This is a genomic window from Brachyspira innocens ATCC 29796, assembly GCF_000384655.1.
Lineage (GTDB): Bacteria > Spirochaetota > Brachyspiria > Brachyspirales > Brachyspiraceae > Brachyspira > Brachyspira innocens.
The window spans coordinates 50,444-71,768 of record NZ_ARQI01000121.1; the positions used below are offsets into that span (position 1 = coordinate 50,444).

Sequence of the window (21,325 nt, forward strand, 5' to 3'; positions counted from 1 at the left end):
TTCAATTTTAAAACTATATAACGAATAAATTTTGTATAAAGTTTTTAATACAATAACAAAGATAGATTATTGTACATCATTTCAATTATATCATTTGTTTTTTTTAAGCTTTGGCAAAAAAAGTTGATATAATATTTAATTAGTTCATTTTATATATATAATTTTAATAAAGTTAAAAAATTATTATATTAAAACTTAATAAAAATTAATCTTTATACCAAGAAGGAGTATTATTTTTCATTGCTGAGTTATCAAACATATCTCTCATACGATTAGGCTCTGCTTTGGATACATTCCAAGATTCTAAATTCTGATTAAAACTTTCAGCTTCATAAAATACAGAGTTCATATATTCTACATTGGAAACGTCCCAATTATCTAAAGGCTGATTAAATGATGAAGCATAACGAAACATTGTACTAATACTTATAACATTAGAAACATTCCAATTATTAAGAGGCTGATTAAAACTTCTAGCATTATCAAACATCATTGACATATCTTTAACATTACTTACATTCCAATTATCTAAAGGCTGATTGAAACTAGAAAATTTAAACATAGCTTTCATATTAATAACATTAGATACATTCCACTTGTCTAAAGCACTATTAAAATTAACAGCTCCTTGAAACATGCTGCCCATATTTTCTACATTATATACGTCCCAATCATTAATATTTTGATTAAAGCTTTCAGCATAATAAAACATTGATGACATATCTTTTACATTAGAAACATTCCATTTGTCTAAAGGCTGATTAAAACTTTCACAATTAGCAAACATAGCTCTCATATCAGAAACTTTAGATACATTCCAATCATTAAGAGGATTATCAAATTTTTTACATTTTTTAAACATAGAACTTATATTCTCAACTTTTGAAACGTCCCAGCTTTCAATATTATGATTAAAAGCTAATGCTCCTTCAAACATACTTTCCATATTTACTACATTAGATACATTCCAAGTTTCTATACCGTCAAACTTTTTTAATTTAGAATCTTTAAAAAGATTGCTCATATCTGTTATTAAGCTAGTATCTATTTTATCAAGTTTTGTTTTATCTGCTATTAGTTTTATCAATTCATTTTTATTTTTTGGCTTATGCATTTTAGTTTGTTTACTATATTTTTTATCTTTTTTGGTTTCTGATTTCTTTTCTGATTTTTCTAATTCTTTATACTCTTTTATAATATCTTCTTTACTGTCAATAAGCTCTTTTAATTCTTCATAATGAATATTTTCTATTTTTTTTAAAACTTCAGATACTGCTTTTTTATTGTATTTTAATCCTATTTTATAAACTTCTTTTATATCAAATTTATTTGTAATCTCTTCAATATTTTTTGTAGCAGATTTTGAGCTTTGAAAAGAATATATTTTTAAAACTAAATCTAATGAAACATTATTAAAAATTCTATCAAATTCTTTAACTTTTTTAAAATTCCAATTTTTAATATTATCAGGATTAAAAGATGAAGCATTAAAAAAAGCTTGATTCATATATTCTATTTTTTCTGTTTTCCAACTGTTTAAATCCTGATTAAATGAAGAGGCATTATAAAACATATTTACTATACTTTTTAAATTAGAAGTATTCCAATTATCTAAAGGCTGATTAAAATTAAAAGCTCTTTCAAACATATTATCCATAAATTCTACATTGAAAATATCCCAGCTATTTAAAGGCTGATTAAACTTTGAAGCTCCAAAAAACATACCATTCATACAGTCAACTTTAGAAGTATCCCAATTATCCAAAGGTTCATTAAACATTATACAGCCGTAAAACATTTCTCTCATACTTGTTACATTAGAAACGTCCCAGCTACTTATATTTTGATTAAAACTTTCAGCATTCTTAAACATCTCCATCATATACTGAACATTAGAAGTATCCCATTTATCTAAAGGCTGATTAAATGTTTTAGCACCGCAAAACATAGCAGACATAACCGTAACATTAGATACATTCCAATCATTTATATTATGATTAAAATTAACTGCATTTTTAAACATACCGCTCATACTTGTTACATTAGAAATGTCCCAAGTTTCTATACCTGAAAAATCTTCTCTTATATTATTAAAAAATAAAGTACTCATATCAGTTATTAAACTCGTATCAATACTTCCAAGATTAATGCTTTCATCCTGAACTAATTTTTTTAATTCTTCTTTAGTTTTTGGCTTAAATTGTTTTTCTGACATAATAATATCTCCACTTAAAATCAATTTAAATATTTATTAATATGAAAAATAAAATTTTTAATAAAAAAATCTTGCTCCTATAAAAAACAGTAGAATTATACACTATAAAAAAAGAAATGTAAATATATACATTATTCTTTATATTTGATTATTCTAAAATTATTTATATAGTGTTTATTAAATTTATAATCTTTATGTATGTAAAATATATTGTCAGAGATGCATATATAGTGAGCATTAAAGCTAAAATAATATTGAAAAAAATATAAGTTGTATTTATACTAGTTTAATAAATATAATAAATGAGGGATTTTTTATGACAGTTCAGGAAGAATATTTTCAAAGATTATCTTTAGTTTTAAAAGAAAAGTTTAATAAAAAAGGCTTTGCTTTTGACAGTTTCAGTAGTAAGGAAGAGGCAAAGAAATTTGTATTATCTCTTATAAAAGAGAATGATACTATTACATTCGGCGGAAGCACATCAGTTAATCAAATGGGCATATTAGAAGATTTGAAAAACTATAAAAATTTTGTTGATAGAAATAATAAAGAATTAAAATCAGAAGCAGAGATAAAAGCATTTACAAGCGATGTTTATTTATGTTCGGCTAATGCTGTAACAAAGAATGGTGATATAGTATCTACAGATGGAGGCGGAAACAGAGTTGCTGCTACTATTTATGGACCTAAAAAAGTATTTTTGATTGTAGGAAGAAATAAAGTTTGTAATACTGTAGAAGAAGCTGTAAAAAGAGTAAGAAGTATTGCGGCAGGAGAAAACTCTGTAAGATTTAAAGTAGATAATCCTTGCTGCAGAGGTGATATGATTTGCGATGAGGAAAAATGCGATATAGAAAATAGATTATGTTCATATACTATTATAGTTAATAAATGCCATATAAAGGACAGAATACATATAATATTTATAGATGAGGAATTAGGATTTTAGTTTTGTTACTTTTATAATTAAAAAAATCAGCAGGCATTTATATTTGTCTGCTGATTTTTTTAGTTTTAATATTAGTTTTAATAAAATAAATTTTAAACTTTTTAAGTTTACACAAATAAAAAAGGCTTACTAACTTAATAGCAAGCCTTTTTATTAAAATCTTATTTTTACTGTCCGTTATTCATAGAAGCCAAGTACTGCATTATCTGAAGTCTTCTGCTTTCTACATCTTTATCCAAATTGGCTATAACATCATTAGTTGCTGCTAAAGGCGACATTACTCTTTTGAAGTCATTATATATATTTAAAGCCTCTATAACTTTGTTTTGTTCTATATATATATGACCTATAGCATACAAAGCAAATGCTCCGTCTTGAGTAAGATCATTAGTATATTTTGAATACGTGCTTACTGCTTCATCATACATTTTACTGTTAAGATATATATTAGCTAAATCAAATTCAAGTCCTGTTCTTTCGTCTTTAGTTAGATCTCTCATTTTTAGAGTATCAATCAATGTATTTATAGAGCTTGCAGTGTCTCCTATATTAGCATAAAGTATTGATATATCTTTATTAACAGCTACCATATGCTCTCTTGTTCTTGCTCTTTTTCTAGCCTCTAATTTTGCCCATAAAGTTTCTTCTATATCCTGTCTGTTTTGATATATATAATTAGCATAGGAAGAATAGCTTTCAAAAGTATCTTCTTTCATAGCCTGAGCTTTTAGATTATCAGCCTGCTGTCTTGTAGTTTTAAGCTGAGCATCTATTCTTCCCATAAATTGTTTTATCTGCTGATAAGTTTGATTCTGCTCTCTTGCAGCATCTCCCATATCTTTTCCTCTGTGGAAAGTTTTTTCTGCTCTAGTAAGCACATCTTTGGCTTTATTTAAATACTCTGACTCTTTATCATAAGGAGTGTCTTTTGAACGTGCTAAATATTCATAAGAAGCAGCCAAATTAAAGTAGGCAGGATAAATAAGTTTTTCTAGCTTTATAAGCTCTTCAAACATTAAAGCGGCTCTCTCATAGTTTCCATCCATAATAGCCTGATTGCCCACAGCAAAGTATACATTAGACATATCAAAGCCTATAGTAAGCATTCTATCTTCTTCCTGCTTTTTTAAGTCCTGAAACTCTGCTATTTTTTTATTAGCTTCATCTCTGGTAATACCATTTTTGGCAATGTCTCCATTACCCATAAAGCCTAAAAGTTTCTGATATGTTTTTATTCTTCTATTATACATATCTATTTTGGCAAGAGAATATGAACTTACAAATATTTCTCTGGTTAAAAAGTCATAATGAGAAATCTCTTCAGGAGTTCCCTGCATAGTATAGCTGTTCCAGTAATCCTCTTCTGTTTTAAACTCTGGGAAAGGAAGCTCATACATTTTTACGAAAGTTATCTCTTCATTTCCGTCATAAATATTTTTTCTTGCTGCGGAAATTAAGCCTTCATCTAATAATGCATTTAAGTCAGCTGCTAATTTGTCATTCTCATAATCTCTTTTTAAATGCTCTTTAGCAATATCTTTATAGTCATTAACAGTAAGAACCTTAAAGAACTCCAACTCATCAACTAAAGCATATTTAATAGGCTGAACTTTAAATACCAAGCCATAAGCTTTAAAGTAATAATCTCCAAGTCTGTAAAGTCCGTCTCGTCTCCAAGCCATATAATAAGGTCTTCCAGATTCTATAAAGTCTTTATCAACGGCATCGCTTATATCTCCAAGCCATCTGCCGTCAGTTTTCATAAGGTTTCCATATATTCTTTCAAATACATTGCCTTTTTGGTCATATATTTTCAAATCTGGTCTTCTTCTTTCAACCATAGTGTAATATACAAGACCGAATACTTGGTTATCGCCTCCCTCTGTAGCGAATATAGCATTGTCTGGAAGAGAGTTCATCATATTGTATGAATAGTCATGGTTGCTAAAATCTTTTGAGTTATTATTACGGCTTAAATTCATTACAAATATAGGTATCATTATTGCAAATATTGCTATAAGCGATATTGCATGATAAGGTTTTAATTGTGTATCAGCACTCTCTTCTTTAGCAGGTTTTAATACATTTTTTATATTAGTATTAAAATATTCCATATACCACTGAATACCAAAGCCTATTATTACAAGCATATATAAAGTTGCTGGAAGGAAGAATACTTCTACAAATGATAAAGTTCTAACACTTGGAGGAGGATTAGTATATGCCATAAGCGATACGGCAAAACTTAAAAGTCCAAATACTGAGAATATACCTATAAACTTATTTTTCTTAAATATTTGAAATAATCCTGGTATTAAGAACAATAATCCTAAAACTGTTAATTGAGTTTTAAATATATTTATCAAGGCAGATACCTGTTCTGGGTGAAGTATGAAAGCAGCAGCAACATCGTTTCCAGAAGTACCGTATTGCTTTCTATGGATCATACTAAATAAATAACTTAAATTCTCCCAGCCTGAAGGTTCATTTAATTGTCCCCAGTTTAGAGGCGGCAAAGCTCTTGCTCTTATAGGCATGTACGCATATATCATAACTCCTACTGCAAGCATTAAAAGCATTTTATAATATGATATTGATATACCTGTTATAAAGTCATTATCATTATTAAACTTATCTATTTTACATAAGAAATATCTATACACTAAGCACCAAACAAGTACTAAAAATAAAGGCCAGAATACTAAAAACATTCCCTTATATAAAGTAGGGTAGAATGGAGCTTTAAGATTCTGTATCATATCTGGTCTTAAATAAGAACCGTTTGCAAGTGCTGTAAATATATCGCTCATTATATTCATATCAGCAAAAGGCTTAAATATTATAGAAAATATTGAATCATTAGAAGCTACTCCCGGAGGGAAATATAAATATGCTTCATAATTCATAATAAATCTATAGTATCCGAAACCGCCTATAAATAATAATACCAAAAATACGAATATTGATATAAATGAAGTTTCTATATGATTAATATATCTGTCTTTATGTACCAAAAATAACACTATGGCTATAAATAAAAGAGGAGCAAAAGCGAAAGGCAAAGTTACATGGTGATTTGCAAGTGCTACACCATAGAGAAATCCGAAAGCCATTAAATATTTATTTCCGTAATAAGGGACTTCATCATCAGCATGTTTCCATACATTTTCAAACCAGTAAACAAGTATTAAAAGCATAGAAGCTATTTGAAGTATGTTCAAACTGTAAACTTCTGCCATAGTAGCCTGTGCCCACATATTATCAGATATAGCGAATGCAATACTTGCAAAAAGTGCTGGTATTTGTACTATTGGAGAAAATCCTCTTTCAACTCTGTTTTGTCCAAGCACTTTTACCATAATAAGATAGAAGAAAATCATAGCAATAGCGGCACAAGTACCAGAAAATAAATTGGTTCTCCAAGCAATATTTCCTACTGGTATATAAGTAAATAATTTGGACATTAAAGTATAGAAAGGATATCCTGGGGCATGTCCTACACCCAAGAAGTAAGCAGCCGTTGTAAGCTCTCCGTTATCTCCTGCTGAAAGCGAAGGAGTGAGTGTAAATAAATACAAAAAGAATGTGAAAAGAAAAGCTATAGCAGCAAATATTGCATCTATTTTTGAAAGATGATATGGTTTTACTTCATATCTTTTAAAAATAGGTTCCTCATTATCTTTTTTTGAGAATAGTTTTGAAAGTATATTTCCGCTGTTTTCTTTATTAGATTTTTCTTTTTTATTATTTTTTGTACTAGTTTTTTGACTGTTTTGCAGATTATTAATATATTCTTCTATTAACTCTCTGTCTTTTTCTAGCTTTTTTGTAAGCTCATCAATGCTTTTATTTTTATAATTAGCTTTGATATATTCTTTTTCCAGATGTGAAAGTTTTGCCATTAATTATTTACCTCTTTTTATTTATAAAAAATCATATATCTTAATAGTGACATATTAAATAAATAATTTAAAGAATTAAAAGAAATATTTTTTAACAAATATATTTTAGTTAAAAAATGCAGTCCTTTTGCTTCTTTGGGTCACCAAAAGAAGTGGGGTGCGGGGCAAAGCCCTGCAAAAATTAACTATAATAGTAGAATATTATATAATAAAATCGCTTATTATTCAAGAATGTAAAACCTATTTTGTATTGAAATAAAATAAGTTTTAAATTATAGTATAATTATATTTAGAAGGCATATTTAGGAAATAAAATGAAATTCTTAAAAAAAATAGATATTATATTAATACTCATTATAATTTCTTACATGTTTTATAATGATTTGATAAAAAATAATAATAAAAACTTAGAAAACAATATTCATAAATTAAACTATATAGAAAACAACTATATTATAGAAAACAATTATAATACAGACTCTGAAATTGAATATCAAAATATAAGAATAAGAAGAAGATACAGACATGATCTTGACCTTGAAGGGGACAGAGTCTTTATTATGTTCACAGGCTCTCTTATTATAGGTTTTTTATTTAGTTTGATATTATTATCAAAAAATAAATTCTATAAAAAAGAATTAATTACTGCTAAAATAACACTCATTTTATCTGTTATAATTACAGGGATAATTATTTTTATAAATTATGAGAATATAAAAAACATATTGGAGTATTTATCTTTACCTATAGGCTTTATAATAGGCTTTGTATTGGCAAGATTAATAATTAAATAAAAATAATATATTTACTTAAACTTTATTTTTATTCCCGCCCTTTAAGATTTGTAAACCTATTTTTATTAATAAACTTCATCTACATTTAAAAGTTACATTTATAATTTTTAACACTCACCAATTTTTTTTAAATTTATTATTCTATTACCGCACGTAGAATTAAACTAAAAATATATATTTATTTATAATTCAAATTTTATCATTCTTTAAATTTCATTTACTGTGTGTTAAATCTAATCAAAGCCTAATATATATTATAATTAATCTTTCAGCTAAATATAAAATACAATTCATAAATAACAACAAAAAAGTAACTATATATTGAATAATCAAACTATTAAAATATATTTTTATACTTTTTTTGTACACAACTATATTTTTATAGTAAATAAACATTGACAAAAAATAAAGCTCATAGTACTTTTTTTACAAAATATTATTTAAGAGGTTATAAAATGAAAAAAATTATTTATTTATTTATGGTATTTTTGACAATTGTCAATTTTTGGGGATGTGCTAAAAATAACAATGTTACTGCTCCTTCTTCAAGTATTAAAAAAACTGAAATTTCGTTTTCATATTTAGATGATCAATATCAAATTTCAGAAAATAAAACCGATAATATTCTCATGAAAACAAAAGATATAGCAGAAAATTTTTCTTTAATATCAAAAAAAACAGGAGAAAACGAATATACTGCTATAATAACTGATGAACAAAATAATATATCTGTTGCTATGGTATATAAAGATAATAAAGAATTTCCAGATCATATTTCTTTTTCTAAAGATGATAATTTAATTAGAGGTACAGCTTCAGATCATGTTAATGGGGCATTTGATGTATTGTGGAGTATGAATGGTATGGAAGAAGTTTTTTATAATATTAAATTATCTGATGATATATATAATTATAATAATATTTCTTCTTTAGATTCAAAAGAAAATTATCAGGCTAAAACTCTAATTATAAGTTTAAAAATATGGGATGCTATTAATAATTATGTTCAGGATAGTAATAATCAGCCTAAAGGAAGATTTTTCTTTTTTATTTTTGGAGTAATAGCAGCAGTTGCCGCAGTAACAGCTGCAACAGTAGCCACATTCGTTACGGCATTAGTAGTAACAGCTGTAGTATTAACTATAGGAGCAATAGTATCTACTCCAGTTGTTCCGCCAGCAATAAAACCAAATCCTGAAGAACCTGATGTATACCCAAAAGTTCCAACTTTTAATGTATTATATAATGGAGAAAAAATAGATAATAATACTACATTTACAATAGATTATGATACAGGAGAGATAAATATGAGAAAATCAGTTATGTTAAATCCTGAGTATTATAAGAATGCAAGACTAACTTTAAATCCTGCATATTCTGCTAATAATAATAGCGATGTTGTTAACAATGTTGGTGTTTTTGCAAATTTAGACGGAAATCATGGAGATCCTATTTCATTAATAAATGCTTATTATAATTTTTTTATGAATGAGGAGCAAATTGGTTTTAGTAAAGATAATGAATATAAAATAGCGGATTTAGGATTCTCAAAAAGTAATTATATGAAATTGGATATAGTTAAAAAAAATCAAACTCCTGATAATTTTAATAATTTAATTTTAAAATTTGTATTTACAAATAATGTAAAAATATTTGGTAAAATTGGAAAAGAATTTAAAATTCAAATAAATTAGGAAATTATCTTATGAAAATAAAGTTACTCTTAACCATCATCATAACTATTTTATTGTTTAATATTCATATTTTATATTCAATGAAATTTTCTCCTGAATTTGGTATATTTATGAATATAGGGGCTTCAAAAATTTTTACTAAAACAGAAGTTGATCAAAATGAATATTCATACCTTGTTGATTTTAGAACTATAAAAGGGGGTATATTTTTAGATTTTGAAGCTGTTTTGCAATTAGGTGCAAAATATAATATTAATAATAATATTGTTACTGGCTTAACTTCCCTTTTAGAAATAGGATATAGTCCTTATATAATAAGCACAAAATATGAAGGTGAAAGTGATAGTATATATTATATCTTCACTGATAGAGTTATTCTTTATAGTTTAGTTTTAGGAGCTTTAGAGAAAATAGTTTTTAACAATTTTTCTATAGGTATAGGAGCAGGTGTATTATTTCCAATATCTGGTTTTGCTGCATCTAATCATCCTAGGAATATAATATCAGTAATGCCTAGTGAAAATTTATCAATAATTTCACCATATAATAGTAAATTAGATTATGCATATATAAAAAAGCTATTTAAAGTTCCTGTTGCTCCCTATATAAAGATAACAGCAGAATATGCATTCAAGCCTTATAAAATGGATAATGCTGAAATTGATTTTGTACTTGGAGCATATTTAAGTTATAACTTTGGTATGCAGTATGATGTTTCTGTATTGAATAGTAATATACCAAAGCAGGGAGATAATGGACTTATCATACCTGGTATATCTAGTAAAGATATGTTCTATAAATATGATTATTCCAATTTGGATTTTGGGGTTACATTTGGTGTTTCTTTTAGAGCTTTAGAATAATTTGATATTTGATAAAAACCGTTATGATAGTGAATATATCATGGCGGTTTTTAATTTTATTCTAATTCCCCGCCCTTTAAGATTTGTAAGCCTTATTTTTATTAATAATCTTCATTTACATTTAAAAGTTACATTTATATTTTTAACGCCCGCCCAAGTGTTGATTAACTTTTGAAACTTACTCAACGCACGTTAAACGTATTACTAAAAAACAACTAAATTATAACTACAAAATGTATTGATTTTTTTAGCTTCATTCTGCGTGCGTAAATGGGACTGTAAATTTAAATAACACTTTGGGTGGGTGCTAATAGATGTTAACTAAACATTAAAAAAAGAAAAAGCAGCAATTTAGAATGAAGTAAAAAAAGATAGAGGGTGGGGGTTATAGTAAAATTCCTTGAAATAAAAATTATTTAAATTTATAATAAATGAAGGATTATTAAAAAGGTAGGTATTATGAAAATTAGTGTATTAGCAGTTGTATTAATTATTCTTTCTTTTATATTTTATAATGAAATGGCAAAATATCATTATAGTATAGAAAAAAGTAATAATGAAGAAAACAACATCTATAATGGAAACTACATAATAAGTGATAATAATGTTATTTTAGAAAATAGTTATAATTTTGATAATGGTATAGAAACTAAAGAAATTCGCCGTATCCACAGATGGAGAGATTATAGAGATCATCCTAATGTAGATTTTGAAGAGGATTCAAAAGATTTATTTATTAGATTAGTAATAATATTTTTTATAGGATGTGCTATCATAGGCATTTTGGCAGAGATGCTTTTTTTTAAGAATTACTCTTATAAATTTTATCTTATTGTATTTACGGTAATTCTTATAATGAGTTTGGCTATTATTTATAAAATACATGGAAACATGGCTATTTTTAATATGATCGGAAGTATCGAAAGCATGATAGAGTTATTAGCTTTCTTTTCTGGCGGTATACTATCATTTATAGCATTGAGAATTAGTAAATACCTTAGGGATAATGATAAAAAAAATGAATAATTTTGTTTTTAATTATTGATTTAGGTACTTAAAAAAATTTATTTAATCAGTAAAATTTTTCAACTGTATTACAAATAGCGTCTGAATTTGTCATAGATATAGTTTATAATTTGTATTATACTAAAATTATATAAAACTATAAGGACAAAAATATGAACAGATTAGGACTTGTTCTTGCAGGAGGCGGAGGAAAAGGCTCTTATCAAATAGGAGTATGGAAAGCATTTAGAGAATTTGGTTTTGACAAATATATTTATGCTATTTCTGGTACTTCTGTAGGGGCTTTGAATGCATGCTTAATATATCAAAATGATTATGAGAAAGCTGAGAAAATTTGGCTTAATGAAGTGCAGGATAAAATACTTTCTTTTGATGCTGAAAATTTAGTAAAAAGCATTTCAAAAATTTTAATACCATTAGGTATACCTATGACTAGAATTATAGCTTTAGCTGGAGTAATTGCCTCAAGCGGTATATTTTCTAGAGACGGACTTTTAAGCCTTATTGATAAATATTTAGATTTTGATTATTTACTTAATACAGATGATCCGCTTTATGCTGCATGCTTGGCTGTACAAAATTTTAATGTGCATTATTTTTCGATAAATAAAAGCGAAAGAGAGAAAATAAGAAAAATACTTCTTGCCACAAGTGCCATTCCTTTTGTATTTGATAAAGAAGTTATTGACGGTACAACATATATAGACGGAGGCATTCCTATTGTAGGGGATAATATACCTATAAGACCGCTTTATGATTTGGGATGCAATATGGTTGTAGTTGTACATTTAAGCAGGGAGTCTATTATAAAAAGAGAGGAGTTTCCTAATTTAAAAATAATAGAAATAGTGCCTCAGGAAGATTTGGGAGGACTTATAAAAGGTACTTTAAATTTTTCTTCATCAGCTATGAGTTCGCATATTGAACAAGGCTATAATGATGCTAAAAGAATATTAAAGCCCGTATTTGATATGGCAGCTACACAATTTGAACTTTTACAGTCTATTAAAAAAATGTATATTGATGAACAGGAATATAAACATAAGATGAAATTAATCAAAGAAGAAAGACATAATATAAAAAATGATATACAAAAAATAGCTATTGAAAATAATATTAAAATTAACTATACTGATGATATAAAAAAATTAAATAACAATAATAATAAAAACATAAAATAAAGGCGGTTTTTTATGGAATTTAATTTAATACTTCCTTATGAAAATGAAATAGAGGCCTCAGATAAAACAGAGATAGACAGATATATTGAAAGCACTATAGAACTTCATAAAAATAATGCAAATAAATTAACAGAGCTTACATTAGAGGCGGCATCTTGTTTGGCAGCTGGAGAGGCAAGAGCAAAGCAGTTGTCAAGTCAGGGATTTTTTAAAAATTTATGGGGTGCTATAACAGGAAAAAACAGAAAAATAAGAGGCGAAATAGATTATAATTTTGCTGTAGCTCAAAAGGCTTCTCAAAGAATGATACAGGTACTTGCAGAACAAAATAAACTTACTTTTGAGGCTGTTGTTGCTGTTAATAATAAATTAAATACAATGTCTGTAGATATTAATAATCAAATCAATGAAATTTATTCAGTGATGAAGCAGATGTTTCAGGGACTTTTGGGGCAGATTGTACAGAATTCTTTGAAGATAGAAAAACTTGAGCAGAATGTAAAACTATTAAATTGGAATGCCACTATAGAATATTTAACCTATGATAACAGAACATATTCAAGCCTTGACACATTTGAAAAAATAATATGCTTGTCTAATGACTTTTATCGTATGGCAGGAGAAAACCGCACTACACAGGATATGCTTTTATTAAAAACTACTATGGCAAACTGCGGTATTGATATAAACTCAAAAATCAAAGCTGTGGACTTTTACCGTTTATTAAGCAGCAGAGAAGATTTGATTAAAAGACTTTTTGAAGACACAAAAATTGAAAATCTTGAAAAAGCATTATCATACACTATACCTATATCGTCTGGATTTAGAAAATTGAATCTGCTTGCAGGAGAGGAAAATTATATAGTAAAATCAATAACAAGTTTAAGCGAGACTTCTGAGGAGGATATAAAAGTAACACTCACTAAAGAGTATGTAAAGCAGCATTCCGATTTTGATATAGAAAAAGAGATAAATATATATGAATTTGCTGTTATGCTTGTGGACGATTTGGGAGTTATTGATTCATTTGCAGATGAAAGCGAAATTATTGAGGTAGAAGAAACAGTACCTCTTTTAGCAGAATCAAATACAATAGAAACTTTATTTGAAGAGGGCAAATATTATAAAGTTATAGAAGAATGCAATAAAATAATAGAGTTTAATGAAAATAATGAAGAAGCAAATAAAGAAGATTTGATTAAAGCCTATAAATACAGAGCTAAATGCTATACCCGTTTGGATAATTTTTATATATTAGATGATATTGAAAAAATACAGAGCATAAATAAAAATTATATTGAAAGCTATTTGATAGAAAGCGATATTTTAATAAAAGATAATGAGCTTGATAAGGCATTGGAAGCTATTGAAAACGGTTTAGAAGAAAATAATAATAATTTTGAACTTCATAAAAAGAAATGGGAAATTTTATTTAAAGCTTATAAAGTAGAGGAAGTTTTAGAAAGTATTGATAATTATATAAAAGCTAATGGAGAAAGTTTTGAAGTTTTAAGAACAAAAATTTTAATGACTGACAAATTTATATCTAATATTTATACCATACTTAATAAAGCTCAAAGAGAATATAACAGAATATACACTCAATATACTCATGAGCGTCCTAATAATTCTATTGAAAAATTCATAAATACTCACTATTTAGTATTGCAAGAATTCTTAGAATATTATAACGGTCATTTAATTATTGACAGTGAGCAACTTAAATATTTTGGAATCAAAGAAGCTTTATCTATAGCATTTTTCATATGCTGTTATATTTATCCTAATAAACCACATATTGAAAAAGAAAATGGTGTATATTCTTATGCTAAAAGGTTTATTTTTAAATATTTAGATGATATAAACAGAGCTATACTAATGAATAATAATGATTATGAATTATATTATTTATTAGCCAAATATAAATATGATTTATTAACTATAGTTGTAGATTCACTATCAGCTGTTACAAATTTTTTAAATATTGTTTATATTGATGATATATCTAGCGAAGATATTAAATCGTATTTAAAAATTAATAGAGAAGAAGTTCTTCCTACTTTGATTAATGATGTAGATAAATCATTGGCACTCAAGCCTGATTATGAGGAGGCTTTGCTTTTGAAAGGGCTTATTTACAGGATTCAGAAAGATAATCAAGCTCTACTTACTTTAAGAGATGAGTATATTAAACAGGGGTTCGATCCTGATAAGATATTTAACAAGCTATTTAATGATTAGACTTATTTCAAAGCTACTTGACAAAATTATATATCAAAATTTAGCAATTTATCAATCATAAAAATAATGTTTTATAATCTATCATTTCGGTATATAAATATGAAGGCTTTTTGCTTCTTTGTGCCAACAAAAGAAGTGGGGTTTGGGGCAAAGCCCCAACTATAATCAAAAAAATACTAAATTAAAAAATTGATTTTTGAAACAAGTCTATTAAGTAAATTATCTTTTTTAATATAAGGGCGAAACATTTTTTTGTCCTTATATTTTTTATTGTGGTTGTTTTCAATACTAATCCATAATTAATTGAAATTAGTTTATTTATACCTAAACAACTATATTTTGTCATTATAATTATTCTATATTAATAAAATATGTTTCAAACATATTATAAAACCAAATTTGAGTCAAAAATGCAGTTCTTTTGGTTCTTTTATACCAATAAAAGAACTGGGGTTGCCGAAGGCACGCAGAGCGGGGGCAAAGCCCCAAATATAAAAACAAAACATAAATTTATTTTGACAAAATACAGTTGTTTAGGTATATACTCCATTCAGTTATATGTAATACATTGATAAGATGTGAGAGGGTTTGGCTCGTACAAAAAATTCAATATTTAAAAAATTTTTTTAATTCGTTGGCTTATTTTGTTAAAAATGTTTGTTTAACTTTAAAGGGTGGATTTGGGTGGGATATAATGTAAATTTTTAAAAATAAAGAGTTTAATAAACTTAAAATATTTAGTATAAGTACCAAGAAATTATATTTTTGTCATTATATTTATTTTGATTTTCTCTTTTCAATTCTTTTAATTACATAAATAATTACAATTGTAAATAAAATAAAAATTAATGATATAATTATATAATCTTTTAATGTAATATCACCTAATAAAACAGAAGCAAAAATATTGTTATATCCTAATAATAAGTTAGCAATACCTTTTTGAGTTGATAATGTAGATTTCAAATCATTAGTATAATTATTTGTAATGTTTTGATTATTTATAGCTGTATCATTTATAGTTGAAGGGGCATTAAAAAAAGCAGCATATAAAAGAATAAAGAAAAATATCAAAGCAACAATTAATGTCTTTTTTATATTATATTCATTTATATTAAATAATGCCGTTATAACACCTATTGCTATAAATATATATTCATAAATATTTTCAATGTATTTTATTATAAAAAATTCTGATACTCCAAAAAATGCTATTATTAATATTATAACTATACCAGAACCTAAACCATAACTATCACCTAAAAAATCATCAAGACTCAAATCTCCTTTAATCAATACTAATATTAAAAACACTATTATAAAAGAGCATAAAAATAATGCCGACATTCTAAATAAATCATTTTCTGGTATATTGATTTTGTATATTAAATTAAAAATTATATCTTTCATAAATATTTTTTATTCTCCTCATTAATGCTTGGATTTATAATTTGCAAGTAGTAAACCTAATATAATACCAGCTGCTATACTGAAATATTCTTTGGTATTTATAATATTATCTTTTAGCATAAGAAAAGCAAATATAGTAATTGCAATCCATAGTAACGGAAGAAAATTAATTATTAACTCCTTCTTATTTTTTAATCCTTCTTTTTTTATTTTATGAACTGATAAAATACCAAACAGTGCTGATGAAAAGCTAAGAATAAACATGATTGTAACTCTAAAAAATAAACTCTCTGGTATCCATTCAAATCTACCGTAATGAATACGTCTAGGATATAGAGAATGTATAAATAAATTAAGTAAATCATGTTTTTCATTAGTCAAATTATAGTTTTTAGAATATTTAGCAATAGTTTCTGATTTATTATTTATTACATCATACTTATTTAATATTTCAGGGGCATTAATTATAAAAAGTATCAGCAATATCATTATTGCCATAGTAGGTACAATAACAAGAATAGTTCTTATATAAATATTTTCTTCTCTATTTTTTCTTTTTATCATAACTAACTCATATTTTTTTAATTTATATATTTTTGAAGATTTTTTTAGTAAAATATAATGATTAAGAAAAACAATACTTTTTTATTTATGATGATATAGACTTTTATAATAGAAAATAAAACTGTATTGTGTAAATTAATAAATGCCTAATTAAATAGCATTTTACTTTTTTCATAATCCTGAACTATATTTTATTATATATGCTTTTTTTGTCAATACAGCATACTTGTTTCAAAACTAAATTGACAAACTTAAAAATTTTCAATATATACCTAAACAATTACGTTTTGCCATTTCTGTATATTATGTATATGTTATCAACTTTTTTGCCGCACACGCTCTGCTGGCTTCGCCAAAGTTGCTGCCAACACCACAGGGGACTTTGTCGGCACGCAGAGCGAAAAACGCATATACTACAGCTTAATATTTTTAAGAATATATATCAAATGCGGTATAATATACTAATTTTAGGTCAAAAATATAGTCTTTCGCTGGGGAAGACTTTCGTATGTTAGCGATGCAAAAGAACTGTGGATGTCTAAGATAATAAAATTAAAAAACTAAAATTTGTAAAAGTTACAAATTTATTAGTATATATTTTTTATAATACTAATAAATTTAATTAAGAAGTTATTTTTCTAATTATAATATATGCTATAGAACCAAAAATCACTCCGCTGAAAGCTAAATATTCTCTATTACTTTCCATTTTTATTACTATTACTATTAAAATAAATAGAATTCCAGCCAAAGTAGCTAACCCTATTAATGTTGATACTATAGTCTCTCTAATATCTTCTTTTATTTTTATCTCTTCATTATAATATTTTTGGGCTATAAGTGAGGTAATTATAAGCGATAATATATAAGTCATTGCATATAGAAGCAATACTCTCACACCAACAATATTCAAATCCGCTTTTGATCCGCTATATTTAGATGATGAAGTTCCTTTTAATAATAATAATGTTATTATTTTTTGAAGTGTTTCTTCTTTATCAAAATTGTCAAAATTTGATGCATTAGTTTGTTTATTATTATCTATTATTTCTTTTTTTTCTTGTATATTTTTATCAGCATTAGAAAAAATTGTTATTGCAGTAGAAGGTATAATCAAAGACAAGAATAGATATAGTATAAAAAATATTACATTATCTTTGCTGTCATTTTTTTTAATTTTCATTTTTATTTAAATGCTCTTCAATTAAAATTATTTTATCATATATAGTTTTTCAATTTTAATACATGTAGTTTTTTATCAATACGCTATAGATGTTTGTTTAATTACGTACAGTGAATATATAATTATATTGAAAAAAATTATGAGTAGTAATACAAAAATTATAATAACTTTATGTGCGTTAATTTAATATAAAGAAAATGCAGCCGTATAAATCAATATAAGACTGCAGTTTTTTTACTTTTTTTCATATCCTCTCTTATACAGTATTATTCTATTATATAAAAATATTTTTGTCAATACCCTATAGACCTTTATTTTATTAATATATAAATGTATTATAATTATTCTTCATTACTATTATTTACATTATCATAAATAATATTTAGTTTTGACTGTAAGGCTACAATAGAATAAATATAACCGAAAGGTACAAAAAGAAGTATCGCTAAAACAGCGGCACTCTCTCCATAGCTGTCTAAATTAGCTTTTTTGCTCATATCATTAAAAACAATAGTACCGTATTTATAAAACCAATATACAGTAAATAATCCGCAGGTTACTAACGATAAAATTAGAGCTAATGAAGGATTGAAATATTCTTCTTCCATATAGCTATTAACATCTTTGGAAGTAGTATAAATCCAATATAGCATATATATGCCGCATGTTACTAATGATAATAAACTTATGGTTAATAATGATTTTTTTTGAAATTTTTGCATAAACATAGCCTTAATTAATATAAAGTCATATTTTGCTAGTTTAATATATAAAACATCATAAGTCAATTATAAATTCTGCTTGCAAAGATATATATATTATAGTATGATATAGTAAAATATTATGTCAATATGGTGATTATTAATAAATGTTTAAGAAAAAAAATCAAGAGAATAATAACGGTGTTAAAAAGAAAAAATCTAAATTAAAAAAATTTATACTAACTATTTTTATTATATGTCTATTTATATTTATTGCAGTTGGTATAGTGGGTATGTACTTTGTCGGAGGAGTATATAAAGACTGGGTATCAAGAAGAGATCAAAGTATGGCCATGCTTGCCGAATATTATGATATAATAGTTATAAGAGGAAATGAAAAGAGAATAAGATATTTTAATCCGTTAAATCCGTTTGGGGATTCTCCGCCTACAAAAATATACGACAGAAATAATATACTTATAGGTGAATATATGCCTCCTGCTTATGAGGTTGTTAATGTAGATGATATTAACCCTCTTTTAGAGCAGACCCTTCTTTTAATGGAAGACCAAAAATTCTATTCTCATAAAGGTATAAATTATTTCAGAACAGCATATTTAGGTATTCAAACTATTTTAACAAGAAGAATAGTAGGGGGAGGCTCTACACTTACTCAGCAGCTAGCCAAACTTTTATTTACAAAAAGCGAAAGAACTATAGAACGTAAATTATTTGAAATGTTTGCAGCAAGAGAGATAGAACAGAAATACACAAAAAAAGAAATTTTAGCAATGTATTTTAATACTGTTTATTTAGGAGACGGAAACTACGGATTTGAAGCTGCTGCCAATCATTATTTTAATAAACCTTTAAGGCAATGCAGATTATTAGAATATGCTATATTAGTGGGCATGCTTCCTAACCCTACATACTATTCTATAGTTAATAATCCCGACAACAGCAGAAAAAAAGTTGAGCAGATATTATCAAGGCTTGTAAAAAACAATATTATAGATAAGCAGACAATGCAGGAAGAGCTTGATTTATTTGATAAAGAGTATACCAATATCAATAAACAGGTAAAAGGTGCTCAATGGAAAATGACAGTAAACAGAACTCCATATGTTAATGAATATGTAAGACAGGAATTGTTAAACTATTTTAATAAAGATGAGCTTGCATTATCAGGTTTAAAAATATACACAACAGTAAATGAAAGATACTACAGAGCAGCCGATTCTGTAATGAAAGAAAAAATTAGAGACTTGCAGTCAAGTACTTCCAACAGAAGCTATCAGGGAGCTATGGTATCAATAGACCCTAAAACAGGCGGCATACTTGTTATGATAGGCGGAGACGGATATACTCTTCAAAATCAGTTTAACAGAGCAGTACAGGCTAAAAGACAGATAGGAAGCGTAATAAAGCCTTTTATATATTTGTATGCATTTGAGGGCGGAGCACAGCCTTTTTCTACTATGCTTGATACCAATTATACTTATCCTCAAGGTGCGGGTAAGCCTGCATACTCTCCTAGAAACTTCGACAGAAGATACAGAGGAGAGATGACTTTAGAAACGGCTTTATCAAAATCAATTAATACAATAGCAGTTAAATTATTAAATGATATAGGGCTTTCCTATTTTATAGAACATTCAAGAGAGTTTTTTGGGGAAAATGCCTATATACCAAATGCTTTATCTATAGGTTTGGGTACTATGGAGATGAGTCCTCTTGATTTGGCATCAGCGTATAGTGCTTTGGCAAACGGAGGTATAAAATATAAGCCTTATATAGTAGATAAAGTTATTGACATTGACGGAAATGAGCTTAGCGTTACAGCTTTGGTAGACAGAACTCCTCATAAAATAAGTGCTACTTCTCCTTCATCATATTATTTTTTGAATACCACTTTGCAGAAAGTTATAGCACCGGGAGGCACTGCATACAGAAGTGCTAATACTTACGGCTTTACATATCCTTCATATTCTGCTAAAACAGGTACAACAAGCGAACACAGAGATAACTGGTTTGCAGCGTATAATGATGAAATAGTTACAGTTACTTGGATAGGAAGCGACAGAAATGATCTTCTTCCAAACAGAGTTACAGGAGGAGCTACTACTGCTTTAGCAACTTTTCAATATCTTAATGCTATAACGCCTTCATCTAAAAGAGAATTTCATTGGCCTATACCTGATGATGTATTAGTTGTGGAAATTTGTCAGGATTCAGGTCTCCCTAGAAATCATACCTGCGTAAATGTTGCACCTCTTACAGTAGGAGGAAATGTTGATTTATCTACTCAATGCCCTATAGACCATATAAGAAGCGGTACTAGAAAAAATGATACTGCTACTAATGAAATGGCAGAGGAAGATGATGATTTTTACTATACTCCTTTAGAAGAAGGTACTAATACTTATCAGCAGGAAGAAAATAATAATAATATTCAAGACAATCAAAATAATAATAACCAAAATAATAATATATACCTACTTCCAAATGATAATATAGAAGACCCAAGCATGGGCAATATAAGAAGCTGAATGTATATTTAGTATTTTATATTAAATTATGATAATTTTTTAAATATTATTAA

The 21,325-nt window shown here is 26.7% G+C and carries 14 protein-coding genes; 8 read left to right on the top strand and 6 right to left on the bottom strand.

Features of this window, described 5'->3' with window-relative positions; translation table 11 throughout:
• Positions 1-205: 205 nt before the first annotated feature.
• Complete coding sequence (locus tag F811_RS0110975; RefSeq protein WP_020005289.1) at positions 206-2,215, bottom strand: BspA family leucine-rich repeat surface protein; 2,010 nt, start codon at positions 2,213-2,215, stop codon at positions 206-208.
• Between the two features lie 316 nt (positions 2,216-2,531).
• On the opposite strand from F811_RS0110975, the gene F811_RS0110980 reads away from it, so the two are divergent.
• Positions 2,532-3,164: a lactate utilization protein gene (locus F811_RS0110980; RefSeq protein WP_020005290.1), complete on the top strand. Its 633-nt coding sequence runs from the start codon at positions 2,532-2,534 to the stop codon at positions 3,162-3,164.
• A gap of 167 nt (positions 3,165-3,331) precedes the next feature.
• Here the strand turns inward: F811_RS0110980 and F811_RS0110985 are convergent, their stop codons facing one another.
• Positions 3,332-7,066: a glycosyltransferase family 117 protein gene (locus tag F811_RS0110985; protein ID WP_020005291.1), complete on the bottom strand. Its 3,735-nt coding sequence runs from the start codon at positions 7,064-7,066 to the stop codon at positions 3,332-3,334.
• Positions 7,067-7,380: 314 nt separating this feature from the next.
• Between F811_RS0110985 and F811_RS0110990 the strand changes: the two genes are divergently transcribed.
• From F811_RS0110990 to F811_RS0111015, 6 genes are all read left to right on the top strand, one after another.
• On the top strand, positions 7,381-7,860 hold the full coding sequence (locus F811_RS0110990) for a hypothetical protein (RefSeq protein ID WP_020005292.1): 480 nt from the start codon (positions 7,381-7,383) through the stop codon (positions 7,858-7,860).
• Positions 7,861-8,315: 455 nt separating this feature from the next.
• Positions 8,316-9,554, top strand: coding sequence for a hypothetical protein (locus tag F811_RS0110995; protein ID WP_020005293.1), 1,239 nt, complete (start codon positions 8,316-8,318; stop codon positions 9,552-9,554).
• Between the two features lie 11 nt (positions 9,555-9,565).
• Complete coding sequence (locus tag F811_RS0111000) at positions 9,566-10,417, top strand: hypothetical protein (protein ID WP_020005294.1); 852 nt, start codon at positions 9,566-9,568, stop codon at positions 10,415-10,417.
• A 459-nt stretch (positions 10,418-10,876) separates the two neighbouring features.
• Positions 10,877-11,443 (top strand): hypothetical protein, encoded by a 567-nt coding sequence (locus tag F811_RS0111005; RefSeq protein ID WP_020005295.1) that lies wholly within the window; start codon positions 10,877-10,879, stop codon positions 11,441-11,443.
• A gap of 152 nt (positions 11,444-11,595) precedes the next feature.
• Entirely contained in the window at positions 11,596-12,624 is a 1,029-nt protein-coding gene (locus tag F811_RS0111010) for a patatin-like phospholipase family protein (RefSeq protein ID WP_020005296.1), read from the top strand.
• Positions 12,625-12,636: 12 nt separating this feature from the next.
• Complete coding sequence (locus tag F811_RS0111015) at positions 12,637-14,865, top strand: hypothetical protein (protein WP_020005297.1); 2,229 nt, start codon at positions 12,637-12,639, stop codon at positions 14,863-14,865.
• 777 nt (positions 14,866-15,642) lie between these two features.
• On the opposite strand, the gene F811_RS0111020 is transcribed toward F811_RS0111015, so the two are convergent.
• The 4 genes from F811_RS0111020 to F811_RS0111035 all read right to left on the bottom strand — a co-directional run bounded on the left by F811_RS0111020 (position 15,643) and on the right by F811_RS0111035 (position 18,744).
• Positions 15,643-16,275, bottom strand: a complete 633-nt coding sequence (locus tag F811_RS0111020; protein WP_020005298.1) for a hypothetical protein — start codon at positions 16,273-16,275, stop codon at positions 15,643-15,645.
• Between the two features lie 21 nt (positions 16,276-16,296).
• Positions 16,297-16,839 carry a hypothetical protein gene (locus F811_RS0111025; RefSeq protein ID WP_020005299.1) on the bottom strand — a complete coding sequence of 181 codons (543 nt, stop codon included), beginning with the start codon at positions 16,837-16,839 and terminating at the stop codon, positions 16,297-16,299.
• A 622-nt stretch (positions 16,840-17,461) separates the two neighbouring features.
• Positions 17,462-18,028, bottom strand: a complete 567-nt coding sequence (locus F811_RS0111030) for a hypothetical protein (protein ID WP_026364431.1) — start codon at positions 18,026-18,028, stop codon at positions 17,462-17,464.
• Positions 18,029-18,363: 335 nt separating this feature from the next.
• The gene (locus tag F811_RS0111035; RefSeq protein WP_026364432.1) at positions 18,364-18,744 is read right to left on the bottom strand and encodes a DUF4234 domain-containing protein; all 381 of its coding nucleotides are present in this window, start codon (positions 18,742-18,744) and stop codon (positions 18,364-18,366) included.
• A gap of 146 nt (positions 18,745-18,890) precedes the next feature.
• Between F811_RS0111035 and F811_RS0111040 the strand changes: the two genes are divergently transcribed.
• A complete protein-coding gene (locus F811_RS0111040; RefSeq protein WP_020005302.1) occupies positions 18,891-21,272 on the top strand; it encodes a transglycosylase domain-containing protein in 2,382 nt (793 codons plus the stop codon).
• The last annotated feature ends 53 nt before the right edge of the window (positions 21,273-21,325 follow it).

What these genes read in the sequence shown, in the direction of transcription:
- F811_RS0111010 (WP_020005296.1), top strand. Translation starts at nt 11,596, where the DNA reads ATGAACAGATTAGGACTTGTTCTTGCAGGAGGCGGAGGAAAAGGCTCT.
- F811_RS0110990 (WP_020005292.1), top strand. Translation starts at nt 7,381, where the DNA reads ATGAAATTCTTAAAAAAAATAGATATTATATTAATACTCATTATAATT.
- F811_RS0111005 (WP_020005295.1), top strand. Translation starts at nt 10,877, where the DNA reads ATGAAAATTAGTGTATTAGCAGTTGTATTAATTATTCTTTCTTTTATA.
- F811_RS0111020 (WP_020005298.1), bottom strand. Translation starts at nt 16,275, where the DNA reads ATGAAAGATATAATTTTTAATTTAATATACAAAATCAATATACCAGAA.
- F811_RS0110980 (WP_020005290.1), top strand. Translation starts at nt 2,532, where the DNA reads ATGACAGTTCAGGAAGAATATTTTCAAAGATTATCTTTAGTTTTAAAA.
- F811_RS0110995 (WP_020005293.1), top strand. Translation starts at nt 8,316, where the DNA reads ATGAAAAAAATTATTTATTTATTTATGGTATTTTTGACAATTGTCAAT.
- F811_RS0111025 (WP_020005299.1), bottom strand. Translation starts at nt 16,839, where the DNA reads ATGATAAAAAGAAAAAATAGAGAAGAAAATATTTATATAAGAACTATT.
- F811_RS0111035 (WP_026364432.1), bottom strand. Translation starts at nt 18,744, where the DNA reads ATGCAAAAATTTCAAAAAAAATCATTATTAACCATAAGTTTATTATCA.
- F811_RS0111015 (WP_020005297.1), top strand. Translation starts at nt 12,637, where the DNA reads ATGGAATTTAATTTAATACTTCCTTATGAAAATGAAATAGAGGCCTCA.
- F811_RS0110985 (WP_020005291.1), bottom strand. Translation starts at nt 7,066, where the DNA reads ATGGCAAAACTTTCACATCTGGAAAAAGAATATATCAAAGCTAATTAT.
- F811_RS0111000 (WP_020005294.1), top strand. Translation starts at nt 9,566, where the DNA reads ATGAAAATAAAGTTACTCTTAACCATCATCATAACTATTTTATTGTTT.
- F811_RS0111040 (WP_020005302.1), top strand. Translation starts at nt 18,891, where the DNA reads ATGTTTAAGAAAAAAAATCAAGAGAATAATAACGGTGTTAAAAAGAAA.
- F811_RS0110975 (WP_020005289.1), bottom strand. Translation starts at nt 2,215, where the DNA reads ATGTCAGAAAAACAATTTAAGCCAAAAACTAAAGAAGAATTAAAAAAA.